Annotated in this window: 14 protein-coding genes; 5 read left to right on the top strand and 9 right to left on the bottom strand. The window is 63.2% G+C overall.

Annotated features, from left to right (window positions below; genetic code table 11):
• Positions 1 to 784, bottom strand: a 784-nt coding sequence (locus KA184_05465; protein ID MBP8129009.1) for a glycoside hydrolase family 31 protein, incomplete at its 3' end; no start/stop codon positions are given.
• A gap of 316 nt (positions 785 to 1,100) precedes the next feature.
• Between KA184_05465 and KA184_05470 the strand changes: the two genes are divergently transcribed.
• The gene (locus KA184_05470) at positions 1,101 to 3,428 is read left to right on the top strand and encodes a hypothetical protein (GenBank protein ID MBP8129010.1); all 2,328 of its coding nucleotides are present in this window, start codon (positions 1,101 to 1,103) and stop codon (positions 3,426 to 3,428) included.
• 50 nt (positions 3,429 to 3,478) lie between these two features.
• The gene (locus tag KA184_05475; GenBank protein MBP8129011.1) at positions 3,479 to 4,474 is read left to right on the top strand and encodes a hypothetical protein; all 996 of its coding nucleotides are present in this window, start codon (positions 3,479 to 3,481) and stop codon (positions 4,472 to 4,474) included.
• 12 nt (positions 4,475 to 4,486) lie between these two features.
• Here the strand turns inward: KA184_05475 and KA184_05480 are convergent, their stop codons facing one another.
• Positions 4,487 to 7,102, bottom strand: coding sequence for a pyruvate, phosphate dikinase (locus KA184_05480; GenBank protein MBP8129012.1), 2,616 nt, complete (start codon positions 7,100 to 7,102; stop codon positions 4,487 to 4,489).
• A 145-nt stretch (positions 7,103 to 7,247) separates the two neighbouring features.
• Positions 7,248 to 8,588 (bottom strand): NADP-specific glutamate dehydrogenase, encoded by a 1,341-nt coding sequence (gene gdhA, locus KA184_05485; GenBank protein ID MBP8129013.1) that lies wholly within the window; start codon positions 8,586 to 8,588, stop codon positions 7,248 to 7,250.
• 373 nt (positions 8,589 to 8,961) lie between these two features.
• On the opposite strand from gdhA, the gene KA184_05490 reads away from it, so the two are divergent.
• The 3 genes from KA184_05490 to KA184_05500 all read left to right on the top strand — a co-directional run bounded on the left by KA184_05490 (position 8,962) and on the right by KA184_05500 (position 12,545).
• Positions 8,962 to 9,972: a DUF128 domain-containing protein gene (locus tag KA184_05490; protein ID MBP8129014.1), complete on the top strand. Its 1,011-nt coding sequence runs from the start codon at positions 8,962 to 8,964 to the stop codon at positions 9,970 to 9,972.
• 96 nt (positions 9,973 to 10,068) lie between these two features.
• Positions 10,069 to 11,010, top strand: a complete 942-nt coding sequence (locus tag KA184_05495; protein MBP8129015.1) for an ABC transporter ATP-binding protein — start codon at positions 10,069 to 10,071, stop codon at positions 11,008 to 11,010.
• Complete coding sequence (locus tag KA184_05500) at positions 11,007 to 12,545, top strand: hypothetical protein (GenBank protein MBP8129016.1); 1,539 nt, start codon at positions 11,007 to 11,009, stop codon at positions 12,543 to 12,545. The genes KA184_05495 and KA184_05500 overlap by 4 nt, the downstream gene beginning before the upstream one ends.
• Positions 12,546 to 12,958: 413 nt before the next feature.
• Here KA184_05500 and vsr read toward each other — a convergent pair whose 3' ends face one another.
• The 6 genes from vsr to KA184_05530 form a co-directional block, all read right to left on the bottom strand.
• Positions 12,959 to 13,369 carry a DNA mismatch endonuclease Vsr gene (gene vsr, locus KA184_05505; protein ID MBP8129017.1) on the bottom strand — a complete coding sequence of 137 codons (411 nt, stop codon included), beginning with the start codon at positions 13,367 to 13,369 and terminating at the stop codon, positions 12,959 to 12,961.
• Entirely contained in the window at positions 13,369 to 14,223 is an 855-nt protein-coding gene (locus tag KA184_05510; GenBank protein MBP8129018.1) for a restriction endonuclease, read from the bottom strand. Before KA184_05510 ends, vsr begins: the two co-directional genes overlap by 1 nt.
• An 8-nt stretch (positions 14,224 to 14,231) precedes the next feature.
• Positions 14,232 to 15,185: a DNA cytosine methyltransferase gene (locus KA184_05515; GenBank protein MBP8129019.1), complete on the bottom strand. Its 954-nt coding sequence runs from the start codon at positions 15,183 to 15,185 to the stop codon at positions 14,232 to 14,234.
• 230 nt (positions 15,186 to 15,415) lie between these two features.
• Positions 15,416 to 16,846 carry an aspartate aminotransferase family protein gene (locus KA184_05520; GenBank protein MBP8129020.1) on the bottom strand — a complete coding sequence of 477 codons (1,431 nt, stop codon included), beginning with the start codon at positions 16,844 to 16,846 and terminating at the stop codon, positions 15,416 to 15,418.
• An 85-nt stretch (positions 16,847 to 16,931) separates the two neighbouring features.
• Complete coding sequence (locus tag KA184_05525; GenBank protein MBP8129021.1) at positions 16,932 to 17,336, bottom strand: hypothetical protein; 405 nt, start codon at positions 17,334 to 17,336, stop codon at positions 16,932 to 16,934.
• A 146-nt stretch (positions 17,337 to 17,482) separates the two neighbouring features.
• Positions 17,483 to 18,858, bottom strand: a 1,376-nt coding sequence (locus KA184_05530; protein MBP8129022.1) for a glycoside hydrolase family 95 protein, incomplete at its 5' end; no start/stop codon positions are given.

The raw sequence follows: 18,858 nt of genomic DNA on the forward strand, positions 1-18,858 counted from the left end.
GCAGGGGGCTATCCAACGCGCGCGCGAGCGTAATGAATTCGGGGTTCTTCTCCAATCCATGCTTGTACTCTGCGCGGTAATAGAGGTCCATGTACTGCCGCGTCGTGACGAAGCCGGCGTGGGCCTTCTTGTACGGGAGGAACCCGCCCGCCATCCCGAGCAGTGTTGCCGCGCCGTCGAGTTTCCAGCCGTCCACGCCCCATTCGAGCACCTGCCGCTGCTGTCCGCGCCACCAGTCCATCGCCACCGGGTTGGTATAGTCGATGAACCCGCCGCGGCCTTTCCACCACGGCGCCTGGTAATTGCCGCCAACGAGCAACCCGCGCTCCGCCGCGGCTCGCTGCCAATCGGCGGATTCCGGAATGGCCGTATCGTCGCTCTCACTGTTGACCATGCAGGTCATCCACAGCACAACGCGGTAGCCCGCGTCTTCCAGTTGTTTGAAGAAGGCCCCGGGGTTCGGGAACCGCGCCTCATCAACGACGAAATCGTTGTAGCGCGTCGACCATGGGCTGTCGATGAGCACGGCGCGCACGGGGAAATCGTTGTTTCTGTAGTCTTCCAGCAATTCGAGCGTGGCCGCGGCCGTGTTGCCGTCATCCTCCCAGACCCAACATTCGAGTGCCCACGCGGGCGTCAGCGGCACGGGCCCGCCGCGCGCCCCGCGCGGCACGCCGCCCCACACGGGCAGAAGGAACGCGAGGAAGACAAACAAGGCCAAGATCACGAGAAGAACGGCCATGATCTTCAGCAAACAACCCGGCCAGCGCCGTCGAGTTTCCATTCCAGCAGGACTCCCTTGACTTCTTGCAGACGAATGCATTTCCGCTGAGCGCGGCGGTGAATCACGACGAATCCCATGTTACCGGGAGCCACCGCCGCAACGCCAGTCACGGAATCCCGCACGCAAGGGCCGCTGTCATGGACGCCGCCTTGACGGAAACTCAGCGGGAGACGGCGTTTTCGCCGGGTTCTTTTTATCCTTGAGGGTGCTTGTCGCGGACGCCGCGCGCCGATAGAATAGGCCGTCGCGGACGTGGTGCAAGCATGGTCAAGCGGGGAGAGGTATCGTGCAGCGGAATCTCTTTGTGCTCTTGGGTATGGCGGGGTGTGTGTTGACGGCGGCTCTGGCGCGCGCGGAATCCATTGGCCTGACGGGTGCGCGAGTAGTCGCGCGCGGCGAAGGCGCGCCGGTCGCGGAACAAGCGGCCCTGCGCGTGCTTCTGGAGGAGGTTGAGAAGCGCGCGGGTGTTCGCTGGGACTCCGCCGCGGCGTGGCCGGAGTCGGGTCCGGTCATCGCGCTGGTGTCGGGGGAGTGTGAATACGAGCATGAGATGGAAGCGCTGGAACGTCCGGAGAAGCCGGAGAGTTATGTCATTCATACGGACGCGGAGGAAGCGCAGCGGCCCGTGGTCTGGCTGGTCGGCGCGGACGGGCGCGGCCTCCTGTATGCGGTCGGGCGGTTCTTGCGCGCGCTGGACTGGGACCGCGGCGTCGTGCGTCTGCCGGGACCGTTGGAGGCCGCCGAAGCGCCGGCATACCCCTTGCGCGGGCACCAGCTCGGCTACCGCGCGCGCGCGAATTCCTATGATGCCTGGGACGCGGCGCAGTACGAGCAGTACATCCGCGAACTGGCGTTTTTCGGCGTGAACGCGGTCGAGAACATCCCCTTCGAGGACGACGACCCCAGCCCGCACATGAAACTCGGGCGCGATGTCATGAACGTCGAACTGGGGCGCATCTGTGCGGCGTACGACCTCGAATACTGGGTCTGGTCGCCCGCGACTTTCGACCTGGCGGATACGGAAAAGCGCGAGGCCCTGTTGCGGAAACACGAGGAGTTTTTCGCGGCATGCCCGCGTCTGGACGCCGTGTTTTTCCCCGGCGGCGACCCGGGTGACAACCACCCCAAGGAGGTGATGCCGTTCCTTGAAGCGCTGGCTGCACCCCTGATGCAGCATCATCCCCGTGCACGGATATGGATTTCACTGCAAGGTTTCGACCCGGACCGGGTGGCCTGCTTCTACGACTGGCTCGAAGAACACCGGCCCGGCTGGCTCGGCGGCATGGTCGCAGGACCGGGCAGCCCGCCTATCCCCGAGTCGCGCGCGCGTCTGCCACGGCAATACGCGCTACGCCATTATCCCGACATCACGCACACGGTCCGCTGCCAGTACGCGACGCCGTGGTGGGACCCGGCGTTCGCATTTACGCTGGGCCGCGAACCGGTGAATCCCGAACCCGTGCGCTACGCGGCGGTCCACAACGTGTTCGCGCCGTATACGTGCGGCTTCATCACGTACTCCGACGGTATTCACGATGACGTGAACAAGGCCATCTGGAGCGCCCGCGGCTGGGACCCGCACGCGGACGTGCGCGCCGTGCTCGTCGAGTATTGCCGTGTATTCTTCCATCCGCGCGTCGCGGAACAGGCCGCGGACGGCATCCTTGCCCTGGAACGCAACTGGCAGGGGCCGCTCGCGTTGAACGGCGGCGTCGACGCGACGCTGGCTCTCTGGCGGGGACTCGAACAGGCCGCGCCGGAGCTTGCGGGCAACTGGCGGTGGCAAAGTCTGCTGTTGCGTGCCTATTACGACGCCTATGTACGGCATCGGCTTATTGACGAGACTGCCTTGGAGGCGGAGGCAAACGCCGCTCTCGCGCAGGCCATCGAAATGGGCCCGGACGCCGCCGTGGACGCCGCATTGGCTGTGCTGCGTCGCGCGGACGAAGCGCCGGTCCGGCCGGAACTGCGCGCGCGCGTCGTGGAACTGTGCGAGGCGCTGTATCGCTCGGCCGGCCTGCAAACAAGCGTCGAAAAATACCACGCCAGCGGCGCGGAACGCGGCGCGGTGCTCGATTACCTCGATTATCCGCTCAATAACCGCTGGTGGCTCGAAGACGAGTTCGGGAAAGTGCGCGCTCTGCCCACGGACGCGGCAAAACGGGCGCGGCTCGATGAAATCCGGCACTGGGAAGACCCGGGGCCGGGCGGGTACTACGACGACATCGGAAACGTCGCAAAATCGGAACATGTCATCCAGGGTGAGGACCCGAGCACCGACCCGAACAACGATCGCAGCCCGAATCCGGATTGCATGTGGTGGCAGGACGGGCGTTCCCGCGCGCGGCAGTCTTGGGTAACGTACATGGACTGGCCGCTGGGGCTACGCTATGAGGGCGTCGACCCCGGGGCGGATTACGCGGTGCGCACGACCGGGAACCGCGATTGCTTGCTGCGCGTGAACGGCGAGCGCGTCAAGCCGGCGATCGACGGCAGGGGCGTCGGCGAGATAAAGGAGTTTCCCGTGCCGCGGCAGTTGTACCAGGACGGCGTGATCGTGTTGACATTTGATCGTCCGCTCGAACCGGCGTTGAACTGGCGCGAGGCCTCGCGCCTGACGGAGGTCTGGCTGATCAAACGGTAGTGCGGGCGCAGCCGTCTATTCACGAATTTCAACGAGGAAGGGAACCGAAGATGCCTACATCAACGACGCAAGAAGAGGGGCGCATTCCGACGCTGCACATCGTGGCGGATTCCATTCCGCAGGCGCATTTCCGCGCCATGAAGGCGGTTTGGGAACAGGGCCTCGCCATTCGCACCGAATACGACCGCAAGAACGATGCGGGCGCGTACATCGACCCGCCAAGCCGCGACGCGCGCGTGCTGGTCGAGGTGCGCGACCCCTTCGCGCAGCCGCGTTTCCCGCCCACCTCCTTCTGCGAGATCGGCGTGTATATCGCGGAGATTATGGGCATCAAGGACCATCTCGTACTGCCGATGGAAACGCTGAAGCAGGCCGTCACCGGCGAACTGACCGCGCAGGAGTGGCCCTACACGTACCACCAGCGCCTGTTCGCCCATCCCGACGTGGACGGCGGCACGGTAGACCAGATTGCGCTGGCCGTCGAACGGGTCGCGCGGACGCCCTATACGCGCCGCGCTGTCGCGACCACCGCCGTGCCGAACATCGACCCCTACCTGAAAGAGGATATCCCGTGCCTGCGCGAGATGCAGCTGCGCTGTCCCGAAGACGCGGAAGGCCGTCTGGCCCTCAACGTGAACACGATGTGGCGTTCGCGCGATTTGTACAAGGCGTGGCCGGACAACGTTATCGGAATCACGTTCCTCATGCGCGAGATTGCGGGCATGGTGGGGCGCAAGACGGGCCGGCCGGTGCGTGTCGGCAGCTACGCCGATTATGCGGCGTCGCTGCACATCTACGGCCAGGACTTCGGCGCGGTCGGCGGCGATGCGGCCCGCGGCTTGAAGAGTTTCTTCGAAACCTTTGACGAGGAGGCCTATCTCGCGCGCTCGCTGACGAGCGAGGTGGCCGCCGAGATGCTTGTGCTGCCGCAGTTGCAGATGCTCACGGCGCCGTCGAGCATCGAACAGTGGGGGTTTCCGCCCGAGGCGGTGGAACTCGGACGGCGGCTCATTCGCGAAATCGAATCGGGCGCGCTCCTGGTGTAGCGGCGGCGCGGACTACCCCGCCGCGGGCCGCCGGTCGATGTAACAGAGGAGCCGCTGCTTGAGTACGTCGGCATGCACGCGGATGGGCGCGCCGGGCGAGATATCCCGCGCGTCGACCAGGTGCACGACGCGGGTGAACGCGGCGGCGTCGGGCAGCAGCTCCGTGAGGCGGTTTGGCGCTTCCTCGAAGACGCCGCGCTCGAAGCGCGTGCCCTCCTGGTACGGGAAGACGGCGAAATAGAGGATATCCATCTCGACCAATTCACCGAAGAAGTGCGTGCCGAGCGAAACGTCCGGGACCAGGTCGTCGCGCATGGCGACGATTTCACAGAGCACGGCGACGGTGTTGATCTCGGCGAAAGAAACGGGCACGCCAAGCGACGGCGTCGTGGTGCCCCAGCGCCCCGGGCCGAGCAGCATGGTGACGGGGTTGTCCTGCGGCGCGTGCAAGTGAGTCAGCCGCCCGACCAGCCGCGCAACGGCGTAGCGCTCGGTGAGTTGGAGGCGCGCATACGAGGCGGGCGCGATGTAGATGAACCGCTCGATGAAATCGGTGCGGCTTGGGCCGATCACGGGTCCAAGCGTCTCGATGAGCAGGTCGCGTTCGGGGATGTCCCGCGGGGGCGGCGCGGCGACGGCACTGCCGCGCACCTGGAGCGGGCGGCATTGCACCAGGTTGATGCGATAGGCGCCGCCGTCCTGGAAATTGGCGGTAAACTCCATGTCGACAGGCACGCCATATGCCTCTTCAAGCGCGGCGAGCAGGGTCCGCATGTTTTCAACGAACGTGCTTTCGGCGAGCAGTTGCTCGAAATCGAGCAGCATGGGCGGCGGCGTGCGTTTGCCCATCGCGCGGGCCTCCCGCGCCATGGCTGGGTCGCTCGTGGCGAACAGATGCAGCGGCAGTTGGCCGCTTTGCGCGGCCACATCGGCAAAGTCCGCGGTCACGAGGCGGTTGGCGTCGAGGTCGAGCACGTCCACCTTGCGCTGGACATACCGGGCCCCCGCGGCGCCGGCGCCTTCAGGCCGGCGCTCGGGCGCGTTGAGCGCCACCACGCGCGTGTAATCGTCGTCGGACCGGTTCACGGCGCGGGTGCCGAGGCCGAATACCAAGCGAAGCACGCCTGCCTCGGGATCGATCTCCTCGCTCCAGACGTAGGGGTTGAAGGAGAATCCGACCCCCGCCACATGCGGATAGTAGAGGTTGCCGTGCGTGGCGCCAGAGACGCGTTGCACCAGCAGCGCCATCTGCTCGTCCCGTTCGAGCAGGTTATGCCGCGCGCGGTACGCCAGGGCCTCTTCGCCCATCGCGCTGGCATACACGGTCTTGACCGCCGAGAGGAAGTCGTCGAGACGCTGTCGCTGCGAGCCCTGGTTGGCGCAGAAGACGCTTTCATACTTGCCCGCGAAAGAGTTGCCGAAATTGTCCTCGAGCAGACTGCTCGACCGCACGATGATCGGCGATTGCCCGAAATACTCGAGGATCCGCACAAACTGTTCCTCGATCTCGTCGGGAAACGTGCCTGTGGTAATGCGGCGCCGCACCAGTTCCGCCCCCTCCAGGAAGCGCAACGAGTCCTTCTGCCGCCGCCGCAGCCACCAGCAGCCGTTACGCACGAGAAACGTGTAGAAGACGTCGGAAGCGATGTAGAAGCTGTCGTGTTCCTCCAGAAGGCAGCGCCAGCGGGGATCGGAACGTTTCAGGATGGCCCGCGCCAGCAGCATGCCCACCGACTTGCCGCCGATCAGGCCGGTGCCGATCGTGCGGCGGCGCACTTCGAGCACATCTTCGATCGTGAAATAGCGGCGCGCGAGATTTGACACGCGCCCGTCGCGCGTGACCAGCATGTGCAATAATTGCTCGAAGGCCTCCTGCGCTGTCTCGCCCGAGACCCCTTGGCGCAACTGTTCCTCTGCATTAAGGAAAGCCCGGTTCCACACGTCGAGCGGGCTGCTCAGGCTCCCGGACAGGGGCGGCACCGCGTCGGACAGCACCTCGGAGATGGTGCAGCTGTCCGTGACCGGTTCGAATGCTTCGCGGTCCCACCGGTGGAGCATGTGCATGGTGGGCGAATACCGCTGTTGCACCTTAAGCGGGCGCACGAACAGGTGCTCGCGGTTGCGGTAGACTTCGAGAAAGACCTGGCAGGTGTTGCGGATGGGGTCCGTGGCGTAGGGCGAACTCTCGCCGCGCATCAGCGCGAAATAGGCCACGTCGCCGCGGTCGAGGAGATAGGGACAGGTGAGCATGAAGAAATTGGCCAGCATCTGGTCGCTGTGCCAGTGGACGGCCAGTTCGGACAGATTGTCGAACACGTAGAAGGCGCCGCGGTCCGTCTGCTCGATGGCGCCGTGAACCTGGTCGAGCAGGATCTCGAATCCGGCGCGCGGGTCGAGGGTATGGCGGTTGGCGGGCAGGTCTTCGGAGAGCACGGGCTCGTGCCCGGCGAATCGGAAGTAAATAAGCTTGCGGCCGGTAGTGACGGCATAGCGCGCGTAAGGGCGGGCGAAGGCCCGGTAATCCCCGATGTCCCCGACGCGCAACACGACATTGTCGCCGGGAATAACGCCGCGAATGAGGCGGTCGAGTTCGGGCAGGCCGGTACTGAGCTCGAAATTGGTCTGCATGGCGCGCCTCCTGCCGCTGGCATGGAACACGAAGAACGCATACGCGCACGTCCGCTGTCAGAGACGGACGCATGCCTCGTGCCCGCTGCGGCAAAACGAGGGCCGGCGCGCGGCCGGCCCTCCGATACACCAGCGGTGCCTGTGATTATACCAAGCCCTGATCGAGCATCGCATCGGCGACTTTCACAAAGCCCGCGATGTTCGCGCCGATGACGTAGTTGCCCGGGCAGCCATAGTCGAACGCGGTCTCATAAGCCTGCGTGTGGATAGCCTTCATGATGTCGCGCAGGCGCGAATCCACTTCCGCGGCCGTCCAGATGACGTGTTGCGCGTTCTGGGCCATTTCAAGACCCGACACGGCAACGCCGCCCGCGTTGGCGGCCTTGCCCGGCCCGTAGAGAATGCTGTTTTCCAGGAACACGTCCACGCCCTCGGGGTCGGTGGGCATATTTGCCCCTTCGGCGACCAGCATGCAGCCGTTGCGCACCAGCGTGCGCGCATCCTCGCCGCTGATTTCGTTCTGCGTCGCGCTCGGAAACGCGCAGTCGCAGGGAACATCCCACGGTTTCTTGCCGTCGCGGTATTCGGCGGACTTGAACTTCTCCGTGTATTCGCGAATACGCCCGCGCTTCACGTTCTTGAGTTCCAGCACGAACGCCAGCTTCTCCGGCGTGATGCCTTCGGGATCGTGGATGGTCCCGTTCGAGTCCGAAAGCGTGACGACTTTGGCGCCCAGTTCAAACAGCTTCTCGACCGTGTATTGCGCCACGTTGCCGGACCCGGAAACCGTGCACACCTTGCCCGAGATCGAGTCGCCGCGCGTCGCGAGCATTTCTTCCGCGAAATAGACCGAACCGTAACCGGTGGCCTCGGGGCGGATCAGCGAGCCGCCCCAGTTCAACGACTTGCCCGTCAGTACGCCCGTGAATTCGTTGCGCAGGCGCTTGTACTGGCCGAACAGGAACCCGATCTCGCGCCCGCCCACGCCGATGTCGCCCGCCGGCACGTCCGTATCCGAGCCGACGTGGCGCGCCAATTCCGTCATGAAGGACTGGCAGAAGCGCATCACCTCGCCGTCTGACTTGCCCTTCGGGTCGAAGTCCGAGCCGCCCTTGCCGCCGCCCATGGGCAGCGTGGTCAGCGCGTTCTTGAAGATTTGTTCAAAGGCGAGGAACTTCAGGATGCCGAGATAGACCGTCGCATGGAAGCGCAGGCCGCCCTTATAAGGCCCGATGGCGCTGTTGAATTGAATGCGGAAGCCCCGGTTTATTCGGAATTCGCCCTTGTCGTCCTGCCAAGGCACCCGGAACATGATCACGCGCTCCGGCTCCGTGATCCGTTCGAGGATGCGCGCCTTCCGGTATTCCGGATGGCGTTCGAGCACCGGCTCAAGCGAACTCAGCACTTCCTGCACCGCCTGGTGAAACTCGGGTTCCGCCGGGTTGCGCTTGACGACCAGCTCCATGACATCGGATACGTACGACACGGTTCGTTTCCTCCTTGCCTTGTGGACGTGGAATTCTTCAGCGATGCCCCCGCGCGCGCCGCAGTGTTGCCGGCAGTGGTGTCATGCGGGAATGCGTTTCGCGCATCACGTGTGAGGCACAAGCGGAAGTTGGCATCCGGTTATGCACAGTGTATGACCTTTCGGGGATGAAAGTCAAGAGCCGGGTGCTGCAAGAGAATAACATTAGTTTTGCGCACGATTCCGCGCGCGTGGCTGCGCGACATCTGAGAATCCTTTACAGATGTTCAACATGCTATACGGCAAAAATACCGGTTCGCTTGCATTCGGCGGCAAACCGTGGTACTGTGCCGCTTTCGCCGCGAGACGCACCGATGAGGGCAGGACTTACGGAATGGAATTGAAAACGGGACGGCGCATGGTTGCGATTCTCCGCGTGCTGCGCGACTTGGGCGGACCGGCGGGCAGCGACACGATTGCGCGGGAATTGGCCTACGCGGGATTTGACCTGAGCGAACGCGCCATCCGCAATTACCTGGCGCAGGCGGACGCGCTCGGCTGGACGGTGAACCTGGGCCGGCGCGGGCGCCGCCTGACCGAACAAGGCGTTCAGGAACTGGAGCGCGCGCTGGTGGTGGACAAGGTGGGTTTCGTGTCGGCGCGCGTGGACACGCTTGCCTATCAAATGACATTTGACACGGAATCCCTTACCGGCAAGCTGATCCTGAACGTATCCACGGTCAGCCCGCGGGATTTGCGCGCCGCGGTGCGCTGTCTGACCCAGGCGTACGACGCGAATCTCGGCATGGGCCGGTACGTGGCCGTGGGCGCGGCCGGCGAGATGATTGGCGATTTCCGCGTGCCGAAGGGCACCTTCGGCATAGGCACGGTATGCAGCGTCAGCATCAACGGCGTGTTCCTGCGGGCCAACGTCCCCACGGTGTCGCGGTTTGGCGGGCTGTTGCAGGTCGAACGGGGCCACCCGAAGCGGTTTACGCAGATCATCAACTACGACGGATCGTCGCTCGATCCGCTTGAAATCTTCATTCGCGGGCACATGACCAGCGTGGGCCAGGCGGCGCGCAAGGGGTCGGGCATGCTCGGCGCCAGTTTCCGCGAGGTGCCCGCGGTCGCGCTGCCCGAGGTGCACCGGCTCATCAAGGTGTGCGAACGCATCGGGCTGGGCGGCGTGCTCGCCGTGGGCGCGCCGAGCCAGCCGCTGCTCGATGTGCCGGTCGCACAGGGCCGCGCGGGGATTATCGTGCCGGGCGGGCTGAACGCGATCGCGGTGGTCGTCGAGGAAGGTGTCGCCGTCACGAGCACGGCCATGTGCACATTGTGCCCGTTTGAGCGCCTGGTGGACTACCACGAACTGCACGACGCGGTGCGCGCGCGCGGCGGGTGACGCAGTCCGGTATGTGTCGCGGGCCAAATCATGGCGCGCAACCGGGATCTCTGGCATAATGGCGCTCTGTTTTCACCCAAGCGGGGAGGTACGGGTGTGATTCGCGTACGTTCGTTGCGTGTTGACTACGAAGACGTCACCGCGGTGCTCGATCTTGACCTCGACATTGCGCCGGGGGAAATCTACGGCTTGGTCGGCCCGAACGGCGCGGGCAAGACCTCGACGATCAAGGCGGTGGCGGGCATTCTTGAGGCCACCTACGGCGAGGTGCGTATCGGTGACGCGCATATGGCGCACAACCCGGAAGAGGGCTGGCGGGCGCTGGGATACATGCCGGATTTCCCGCCCGTCTACGAGCAGTTGCGCGTCTGGGAGTATCTCGACGTTTTCGGCGCCGCCCATCTGCTACCCAGGAAAGACCGGCGCGCGCGCGCCCGGTATTGGCTGGAGCGGGTGCAGCTCGTCGAGGAGTGGAACACGCTCGTGGGCGACCTCTCGCGCGGCATGTGCCAGCGCCTGGTGTTGGCCAAGACGCTGATGCACGAACCGAAGGCGCTGCTCCTGGATGAGCCCGCCAGCGGGATGGACCCGGTCGCGCGCATTCAGCTGCGCGATGTCTTGCGGGAAGTGGCGCGCAAAGGCGCCGCCATCCTGGTATCGAGCCATATCCTGTCCGAACTGAGCGACATGTGCACGAGCATCGGGGTCATGGACCGGGGCCGCATGGTGGTTTCCGGCGGCTTGGAGGAGATCCGCAGGCGCAGCGGCTTGGCCGGGCGCCTCATCGTGCGTATCGCGGGGACGGGCGAGCCGGCACATGCCGCGATTGAACGGATTCTCCGCGGCGCGGAAGTTGTGCTTGACCCGCGCCGGGACACCGCGGGGGTGTGGACCGCGGCGTTCACCGGCGGCGACAACGAAGCGGCGGCGCTGCTCGCGGCGCTCGCGGGCGCCGGCGTGCCGGTGGCGGAATTCCAGGTGCGCAAGGAAGGCATCGAGGACATCTTCCTGCGCGTGAGCGGGAGGGCGGAGGGATGAGGCTGTTGTGGCTGGGCAATAACGCGCTGTTCTTGAAGAACCTGCGGGAACGCACGCGCCCGGGTATGATCGCCGCGGCGGCCATTGTCACCGCCCTGGTGGTCGTGCTGGTCCTCGTCAGCGTCAGCACCGCGACGGGCCGCGGCGGTGTGCCCTGGGAACGGCAAGCCTTTTTCGTGCTGGCCTGCTGCCAGGGGCTGGTGTTGGCGCTGCTCGGCTCGGTCTCGGTCTCGGCGATGACCGCGCGCGAACGGACGCAGGGCACTCTGGATTTTCACCGGACCTCGCCGACGTCACCGTTCAACATGGTGGTTGGCCTGATCTTGGGCGCGCCCATCCTCGAGTGGTGTTCGGTGCTCGCGGTACTGCCGCTCGCGGTCAGTTTTGGATTGCGCGGCGGCGTCGCGCTCCCGCTCATGGGCACGCTCTACGGGTTTATGCTGCTCACCGTTCTGTTGCTGCACGCGCTCTGTGCCGCGATGACGCTGACTGTCGAGCGCAAAAGCCTGCACCGAGTCCAGTCCGCGATTCCCGTGCTGCTGCTGCTGGCCTCGTTCTGGGTCACGGCGGGCGGCGTGGGCATGCGTCTTGGCCCGTTGCTGCACGCTACCTGCATGCCGGTCGTCTGGACGTGTTTCGCCGCCATTACGGAACACCGCCAGGACGTATTCGAGACGGCCCCCTTTTTCGGCGTCATGCTCCCCCTGTGGACCATGCAGATCATGGTGCAGGGGCCGTTGCTGCTGTTTGCCGGCCTCGCCGCGGTGCGCAAGATAGCGCGGCCCGAACGGCCCCCGTTCTCGAAGGTCCAGGCGCTTGCCGCGGCGGCGTTCCTGCTGTTCCTCTACGTCGGCGCGGCCAAACCCGCATACGGCCTGCCTGCCGCCGAACGCCTCTACCCCGTCATTCCCCCGTTGCTTTCGTCCCTCTATTACGTCTTCGGGTTGGGCCTCGCGGGAATCCTCATTGTCAGTCCGCGGTACCTCGCCCATCTTCAGGCGTTGCGCCGCATGCAGCGCGAAGGACGGCACCATCTGCTGCCGTTCGAGGAAGGCGCCTCGAACCTCGCGTGGCTGGTCGTCTACGCTGGCCTGGCGGCCATCGCCTTCTGCGTACTGCTCTGGTTCGAGCCGCCGGGCGGCCTCATCCCGGCGGCCTTGGCGTTCCTGCTTGCCATGTCCTATCTGGCATGGTTTGCCGGCGGACTGGAACTGTTCTACCTCAGCGAGCAGCGCAAGAAGCGTGCGCTCATGTTTGTCTGCGTCGCGGCGCCGTGGGTGCTCCTGCCCATTCTGGGCGGCGTACTCGACGTAAACCTGCAACAGGACATCGTGCGCACCGTGCTCATGTCGTTCTCGCCCTTCTTCGGCATCGGCCTGTCCTGGACCGTCCTGGGGGCCGACTTGAGCGGCGTAAGCAATTCCAGCCTCTTCCATTTCGCCGTGCTGCCGCTCGTGCTCAACGCCGCGCTCGCCGTCTTGCTGCACACCTTCGCCTGGGCCGCCCGCATGCGCCTCCACCGCGAACACCAGTGACGCGCGAGACAGAAACGCCGGTTGCTTCAAAACTGCGCCCAAAGGATCTCGTACGTGTTGCCTCTGACGGATAATGGCCGGACTTTATTCTTAATCACAGGAATTTGTGCAGAGAGCGAAGACACGACCCATAAAGGACGTGTACAAACCGGTGCACTCGTGTTTAACGAACTCGTTTTATTGAGAAAAGGCACGATGGTTGTCATCGAGATTGCAGACAGCAAGTCCTAATCTGGATTGTCACCGTACAATACTCGATACGAAAGATGCTGGCCGTCTATTCCGGTGCTTGACAACCTGTCGGCCGACTGGCCGGAAAACCACAACGTCTTTCTGCGCCGGCAGCATGAGTCGTGACATCTGTTTTCACACACACCCGGGTCCATCAGGCTTTGTCTCGTGCAAAGAACAGGTCAGGCAAGAAAAGCAGCAAGGCGTAGAGCGAGAGTAGCCGGATGCCGGAGCTGGCACTCCCAGACAACTAACACGGACCAGCCAGACCTTCGGAGACGCCGGATATTCGTCTTGTCGCGCGCGACATTTTGCCATAGTTTTTTGTGCCAGTAATCCTGTCTTGACTTGGGTAATCGCGCATCTCTGCATTTGGATGAGGGGTGCTGGTGCCAGAAACAGCCATGCACAAAAATGGCTTTCGATTTCTTGCGGAACACAAGATCCGGTTTGCCTGGCAGGTCCCTCGCGTGCAGACGGTACCGGTAGCCCATCGCGTAGACGAGCCGCCGCACCTCCAATTCGGGCTTTGTCCCTTTGCTTCGGATGGCGCGCATGTTGGCACTGCGCCGGCGAGGGGATATCCTATCCATCAGATTACCAAGTCAAATGGCAAGTCGGAGATGTCACGAAGCCGCTTTCCATCAATCATCGTCTCGAGCAATTCTTGAGCATCCTCATAGCTGCATTCTCTCAGCGTATCCCGCAATTCCTGCAAGGCAAAGTGATAAACGCAGTCTATATCACCCGTCCCCAACGCAATAGACGCTATGCGGTTTGGCGTGGGTTCCCCCGTAACCACCACTATGTGAGGTAATTTGCCTTTGCGGTTTCTGACAAGATTGAGAGCCTCAGACCGGGAGTTCTGCGCACGATCGCTGCGAATCGTCCATTTGCAGGATATCGAAGCATGAAGAATTGGCCTAGCATTGTTTGCTCTTCTCAGACTGGTAAAGTTCGCGACCGTATCATCAACCAGAAACGACGGAGAGTTGATGGCTGCGTCTTCCTCGGGCTGGCGTATGATGACGACATCCGGCTTTATGAGATAATCCGCACCCAGCGCGACAGAAAGAGCAGGGTTTTCTTGTGCTGCCTGATCGAGCACGGAGAGATGTTCATATTGGTCAAATTGTGCGATTGCAAGCCGCCCCGCACCCAGACCTCTCGTTACTTCCCAAGTTCCCGGACGCAGGTGACTGAGCTTTAGGAACACCTGCTCGAGATACATGGCGCAGATCTTCTCAAAATCAGCCCCGGCAAGCTGCGCAGGCAAACGCGTGCCCGTCTCGGGTGAGCCGAGACGCTCCAAAATGCCGCGGGCGATTGTCACGCTGTGTGTGCTGTGTCGATCTGCGTTTGTTGGGACTCCCCTTGCGTCCGTAGTCAACACATGCTCGCACAGGGCGGCATGGAACGCGCGCCGCGCCTCAATAGCGAATGGCAGTTTGCGAATCACCCGACTAACCTAGCCCGGCGGTTGCTCAGCGCCGCCAATATCTGCTTTCCGACCGCACACGCAACCGGAGGCGGGAAGGCATTTCCCACCTGTCTGTAAGCGCTTGTCTTGCGGCCCGCGAATACCCACTCATCGGGAAACCCCTGTAAACGCGCTACCATCCGTACAGTTAACCGTGGCATCCCGCAGAAATCAGGCGGCGGCGCTTCGTCCGCGATTCCGTGACCGTCGACGCCCAACTGAGCCCAGGCCCGTTTTGCGCGTGTAGGCCCGAGATCGGGACCACCATGCTTCATCGAGCCGCCCACAATCGTTGGTGCGATTTCATTCGCCAAATTCTTCCACGCTGCCGCGGCTCTCCAGCCACGCTCCGCCATCAGGTCAACTAACGCCTCCCCCACCGTTGGCGGTTTTAGATTGGGCGCTATTGGCCAGTCAAACAGGTCTGCAACTTCGCTCCTCATCGCCACGTATACTACGCGCGGCCGGAGTTGCGGTACGCCAAAATCAGATGCGTTGAACAGGCGCCAAGCCGGAACATATCCGAGTTTTCTCAATTGCAGGTCGATGTGCTTGCGAAAATCTACAAAGACGGCATCAAGTATTCCCCGCACATTCTCAATCATGACAACTCTTGGCCGCACTTCATCCACTAGACGGAGGGCGGCTGGAAACAGGTTGCGTTCGTCCGCTTCTCCTAGTTTTCTGCCAGCCATTGAAAACGGGGGACATGGCAGTCCGCCTGCCAGTAAGTCAATCCCTTTGTACGGAGTCCCGTCGAATTCGCGGATGTCAGCTTCACAGACCTTCCATGTGGGCCGGTTGTAGCGAAGAGTGGTGCAAGCATTCGCGTCAATTTCCACAAGGCCAACATGGTGATAACCTGCTTGTTCGAGGCCAAGCGCCTGACCGCCGGCGCCTGCGCATATTTCTAAGACTGCCGGTTCCATCTGGAACAAGTTTTCCCTTTCATTGTCTCAACAAGCCTGTGCTCATCTTACACGCCGGCAAAAGTGTTCTCAAGCTGAACGTTGCGCATTTACAGACCAAATTCCGTCTGTCTGGCCGCAGTCACCAGGGAGTATCCTCTGGAATGGGCAGAACCTGCGGCCAGCCAGGCCGGTCCCGCACCGGCGAATCGGGGAAGATGAATGAGGCATCCATGCTATGGTGCCGCGGTTTACGCGTAGAGTTCGTTCAGGTATTCCGCGAGCAGGTCCGCGGCGATGTCGTCGGGCAGGCATTCGAGGATGGTGTTGATCATGACCATCGAGTCGGGCAGGTCGGTGCCGGTCACGCCGCCCATCGCGAGGATTTGGTCCCGCGCGCCGGCGGGGTCGGCGGCGACGAGCGCATCGATTTGCGCGCGCACGGCCTCGATATCGACCTGAATCTCACTCGCGCGCACGGCGTCAACCGAGGCGCGCAAATCCGCCAGAAACGCATCGACATGCGGCACGGCGGATTGATTTACGGTGATGTGCAGGTTGTAAGGGGAGATCGGCGTGGAAAACTGCGGCTGAACGTACCAGTCGCGTTTCTTCATCTCCTCCGCGACCTGGAACAGGTTGACCTCTTTCGAGGTGAACGAGAACATGCACATGTCGGGTTTGCCGAGTACGCGCAGGCCGGGAATCGCGTTGACGCCGTTCACCAACTTGCGCGTGGCGTCCTGCGTGTCGCGAACGATGTGCAGGTAGCCTTCCTCGCCGAGAAACGCGAGCGTGGCCCAGGCGCCGGCCATCGGCCCGCCCGATTTGGTGCTCATGATGGTCGGGTTGATCAGGGCGTACGTCGTCGTCTGCGTGCATGAAAAGATCTGGTGGCGGCGCAATTCCTTGTTGCGGTACATGATCACGGACGCGTTCTTCGGCGCGTAGCCGTACTTGTGCATGTCCGCCGAGATCGACATGACGCCGGGCACCGTCCAATCGAATTCGGGCACTTCAAGACCAGCCTTGCGCATGAAGGACAGATGGATGCCGCCGACGCAGGCGTCCACGTGGCACCAGAGCCCCCGTTCCTGCGCGAGAGCGGCGATCTCGGGGATGGGGTCCACGACACCTTGCGCATAGCCGGGGGCCGAGCCTACCAGAATGAGCGTATTCTCGTTGACAGCGCGGCGCATTTCGTCGACGTTCGCCTTGAACGTCACCGGATCGAAGCCTGCGATCACCGGCTTGATGTCGAAATAGGCGCATGCCTTGTGAAACGCGGGATGCGCCGTCCGCGCCAGGATCATTTCCGGTTGCTTGATGTTGGGCTTCGTGGCGCGGGCCCAGTCGCGCGCGGTCTTCACCGCGAGCAGGATGCTCTCCGTGCCGCCGGAGGTCATATTGCCAACGACGTGTTCGTCGCCGCGCAGCAAGTTGATGATCATCCGCACGACTTCTTTTTCGAGCCGCATCACGCTTGGGAACGTGGTCGGGTCGAGCGCCGTTTCGCACAGGTACATCATGTAGGCCTGTTTGGCCGTGTCGAGCGTTTCCTTGCCGGGATCATAGACGAAGCCCATCACGCGGCCCGAATGCCATGGAAAGTCGTTCTCCTTGTAGGCCTCGAGCGTTCGCAGCACTTCTTCCCGGTTGAGTCCCTTCGCTGGAATCTGCATCAGACATAGTCTCCAATCGCGGTCCATCCGGCTCCGTCATCAATCAATCGATTGATGAAGAGTATATCGGCCTTTCCCCGAGGGTTCAAGGCAATCGGTTCGATTGGCAGACCCTGAACGCAACAATCGTGATGCAAGGCAATGCCTCACGGCGGCGCAGCCGCACATGGACGGCGCCGAACGCGGTGACGGCGGCAAATGGCAGTACGGTTGACGCGGACAACTGAGCAGCGTTCAAGGCTTGCACGCTCCTGTAGTTCGGCCGGACATGCTGCAACAACTTCGCTCCTGCCGCGACGGCGTGGTCTTTGCCCGCCGGCATTGCGTTATGCCCATCGGTTTCAGCGAGGAAGACCTGCCACACGAGGCATTCACGACGCCCGATACGGTGTTGAGTTTCGGCATGGCGCCAGCGCGGGTTGATCTGACGAACCATATCGACGCTGTGCGTTTTGACGATGCGAAACCGAATGCCGTCCGTGGCGCCCACGGCTCTCAGGAAGTGTCTTTCATTGGGCGCGACGGTCTCATACGGAACAAACGGGCTTCAGGCAGAGAACAAGTTCAAGTGGACGTAGACCAGATGCCACGGACGGAGTGAAACGGGCGCCTTGTCCCGATTCCGTGCCGTGTGCCTCACTTCTCAACAAGATATACCTTCCCCTCATGTGCTTCGAAGACGTAAACAGGGTCTTCGGCACGCGCAGAGGCGACTTCGCACCCGTTACACGTGACGCGCAGGTTGCCTGTCACGCGTACCCGGCATTCGCCGTCCCGGCCGGCGCGGAGTGTCGCCGACCTCACATGGCCCTCTGCCCACGCAATGTCTACCTCGAATCCGCCGCGCGCGCGGAGTCCCGTGACAGTCCCGTCGGCCCACGCTTTCGGCAACGCGGGCAACAGGTGGATTTCGCCGCCGTGGCTTTGGAGCAACATTTCGGCGATGCCCGCCGTCGCGCCGAAGTTGCCGTCAATCTGGAATGGCGGGTGGTCGTCGAACAGATTTGGCATCGTCGATTTCTGGAGCAGCGCCACAACGTTTTCGTGCGCGCGATCGCCGTCACCGAGGCGCGCGAAAAAGTTGATGATCCACGCGCGGCTCCAGCCGGTGTGGCCGCCGCCGCTCGCGAGACGCCGACCGAGCGTGACACGCACCGCCTGCGCCAGGTCCGGCGTGCCGCGCGGCGTGATCAGCTCGCCCGGGTGCAGCCCGTACAGGTGTGACATGTGCCGGTGCCCCGGCTCCGGCTCGTCATAGTCCTCCATCCATTCCTGCAACTGGCCGTACTTCCCGATCTGCAGTGGCGCGAGCCGGGCCCGGTCCGCGAGCAAGCGCGCGCGAAACTCCTCGTCGACGCCGAGTATCTCGCTGGCCCGCGCGCAATTTGTGTAGAGGTCGTAGATAATCTCCATATCCATCGTGGGCCCCATGCACACGCGCGCGACGTTTCCGTCCGCCATGCGATACGCGTTCTCCGGCGAGTTCGACGGGCTCGTCACGAGCCACCCGTGTTTCGGTTCCTCGATGAGAAAATCGCAATAAAACTCCGCGCTCTCCTTTATGACCGGATAAGCCCATTCGAGGCAGGCACGATCGCCGCTGAATTCGTAATGTTCCCACAGATGCCTGCACAGCCACGCGCCCGCCGCGTGGAACTGGCCCCAGGAGGGGTCTTCGCCCGGCGACGTGAACCCCCAGACGTTGCTGATCGTGTGCGTGACCCAGCCGCGCGCGCCGTAATGGATGCGCGCCGTGTTCCTGCCCGGCTCGACCCAGGACGCTATAAGTTTCAGAAACGGCTCGTGGCATTCGGCGAGGTTCGCCACTTCCGCCGGCCAATAGTTCATCTGATCGTTGATGTTGGAGTGATAATCGGCGTTCCAAGGCGCGTGGAAGTGGTCGCACCAGATGCCCTGCAGGTTCGCGGGCAACGTGCCAGGCCGCGACGACGAAATGAGCAGATACCGCCCGAACTGAAAGTAGAGCGCGGCGAGTTGCGGATCCGCGGCGC

This window comes from Candidatus Hydrogenedentota bacterium, assembly GCA_018005585.1.
Lineage (GTDB): Bacteria > Hydrogenedentota > Hydrogenedentia > Hydrogenedentales > JAGMZX01 > JAGMZX01.

Bases quoted from the DNA above. Each gene is read 5' to 3' on its own strand.
- KA184_05490 (MBP8129014.1), top strand. From the start codon at position 8,962: ATGGAATTGAAAACGGGACGGCGCATGGTTGCGATTCTCCGCGTGCTG.
- KA184_05515 (MBP8129019.1), bottom strand. From the start codon at position 15,185: ATGGAACCGGCAGTCTTAGAAATATGCGCAGGCGCCGGCGGTCAGGCG.
- KA184_05480 (MBP8129012.1), bottom strand. From the start codon at position 7,102: ATGCAGACCAATTTCGAGCTCAGTACCGGCCTGCCCGAACTCGACCGC.
- KA184_05520 (MBP8129020.1), bottom strand. From the start codon at position 16,846: ATGCAGATTCCAGCGAAGGGACTCAACCGGGAAGAAGTGCTGCGAACG.
- vsr (MBP8129017.1), bottom strand. From the start codon at position 13,369: ATGGATAGGATATCCCCTCGCCGGCGCAGTGCCAACATGCGCGCCATC.
- KA184_05475 (MBP8129011.1), top strand. From the start codon at position 3,479: ATGCCTACATCAACGACGCAAGAAGAGGGGCGCATTCCGACGCTGCAC.
- KA184_05470 (MBP8129010.1), top strand. From the start codon at position 1,101: ATGGCGGGGTGTGTGTTGACGGCGGCTCTGGCGCGCGCGGAATCCATT.
- KA184_05500 (MBP8129016.1), top strand. From the start codon at position 11,007: ATGAGGCTGTTGTGGCTGGGCAATAACGCGCTGTTCTTGAAGAACCTG.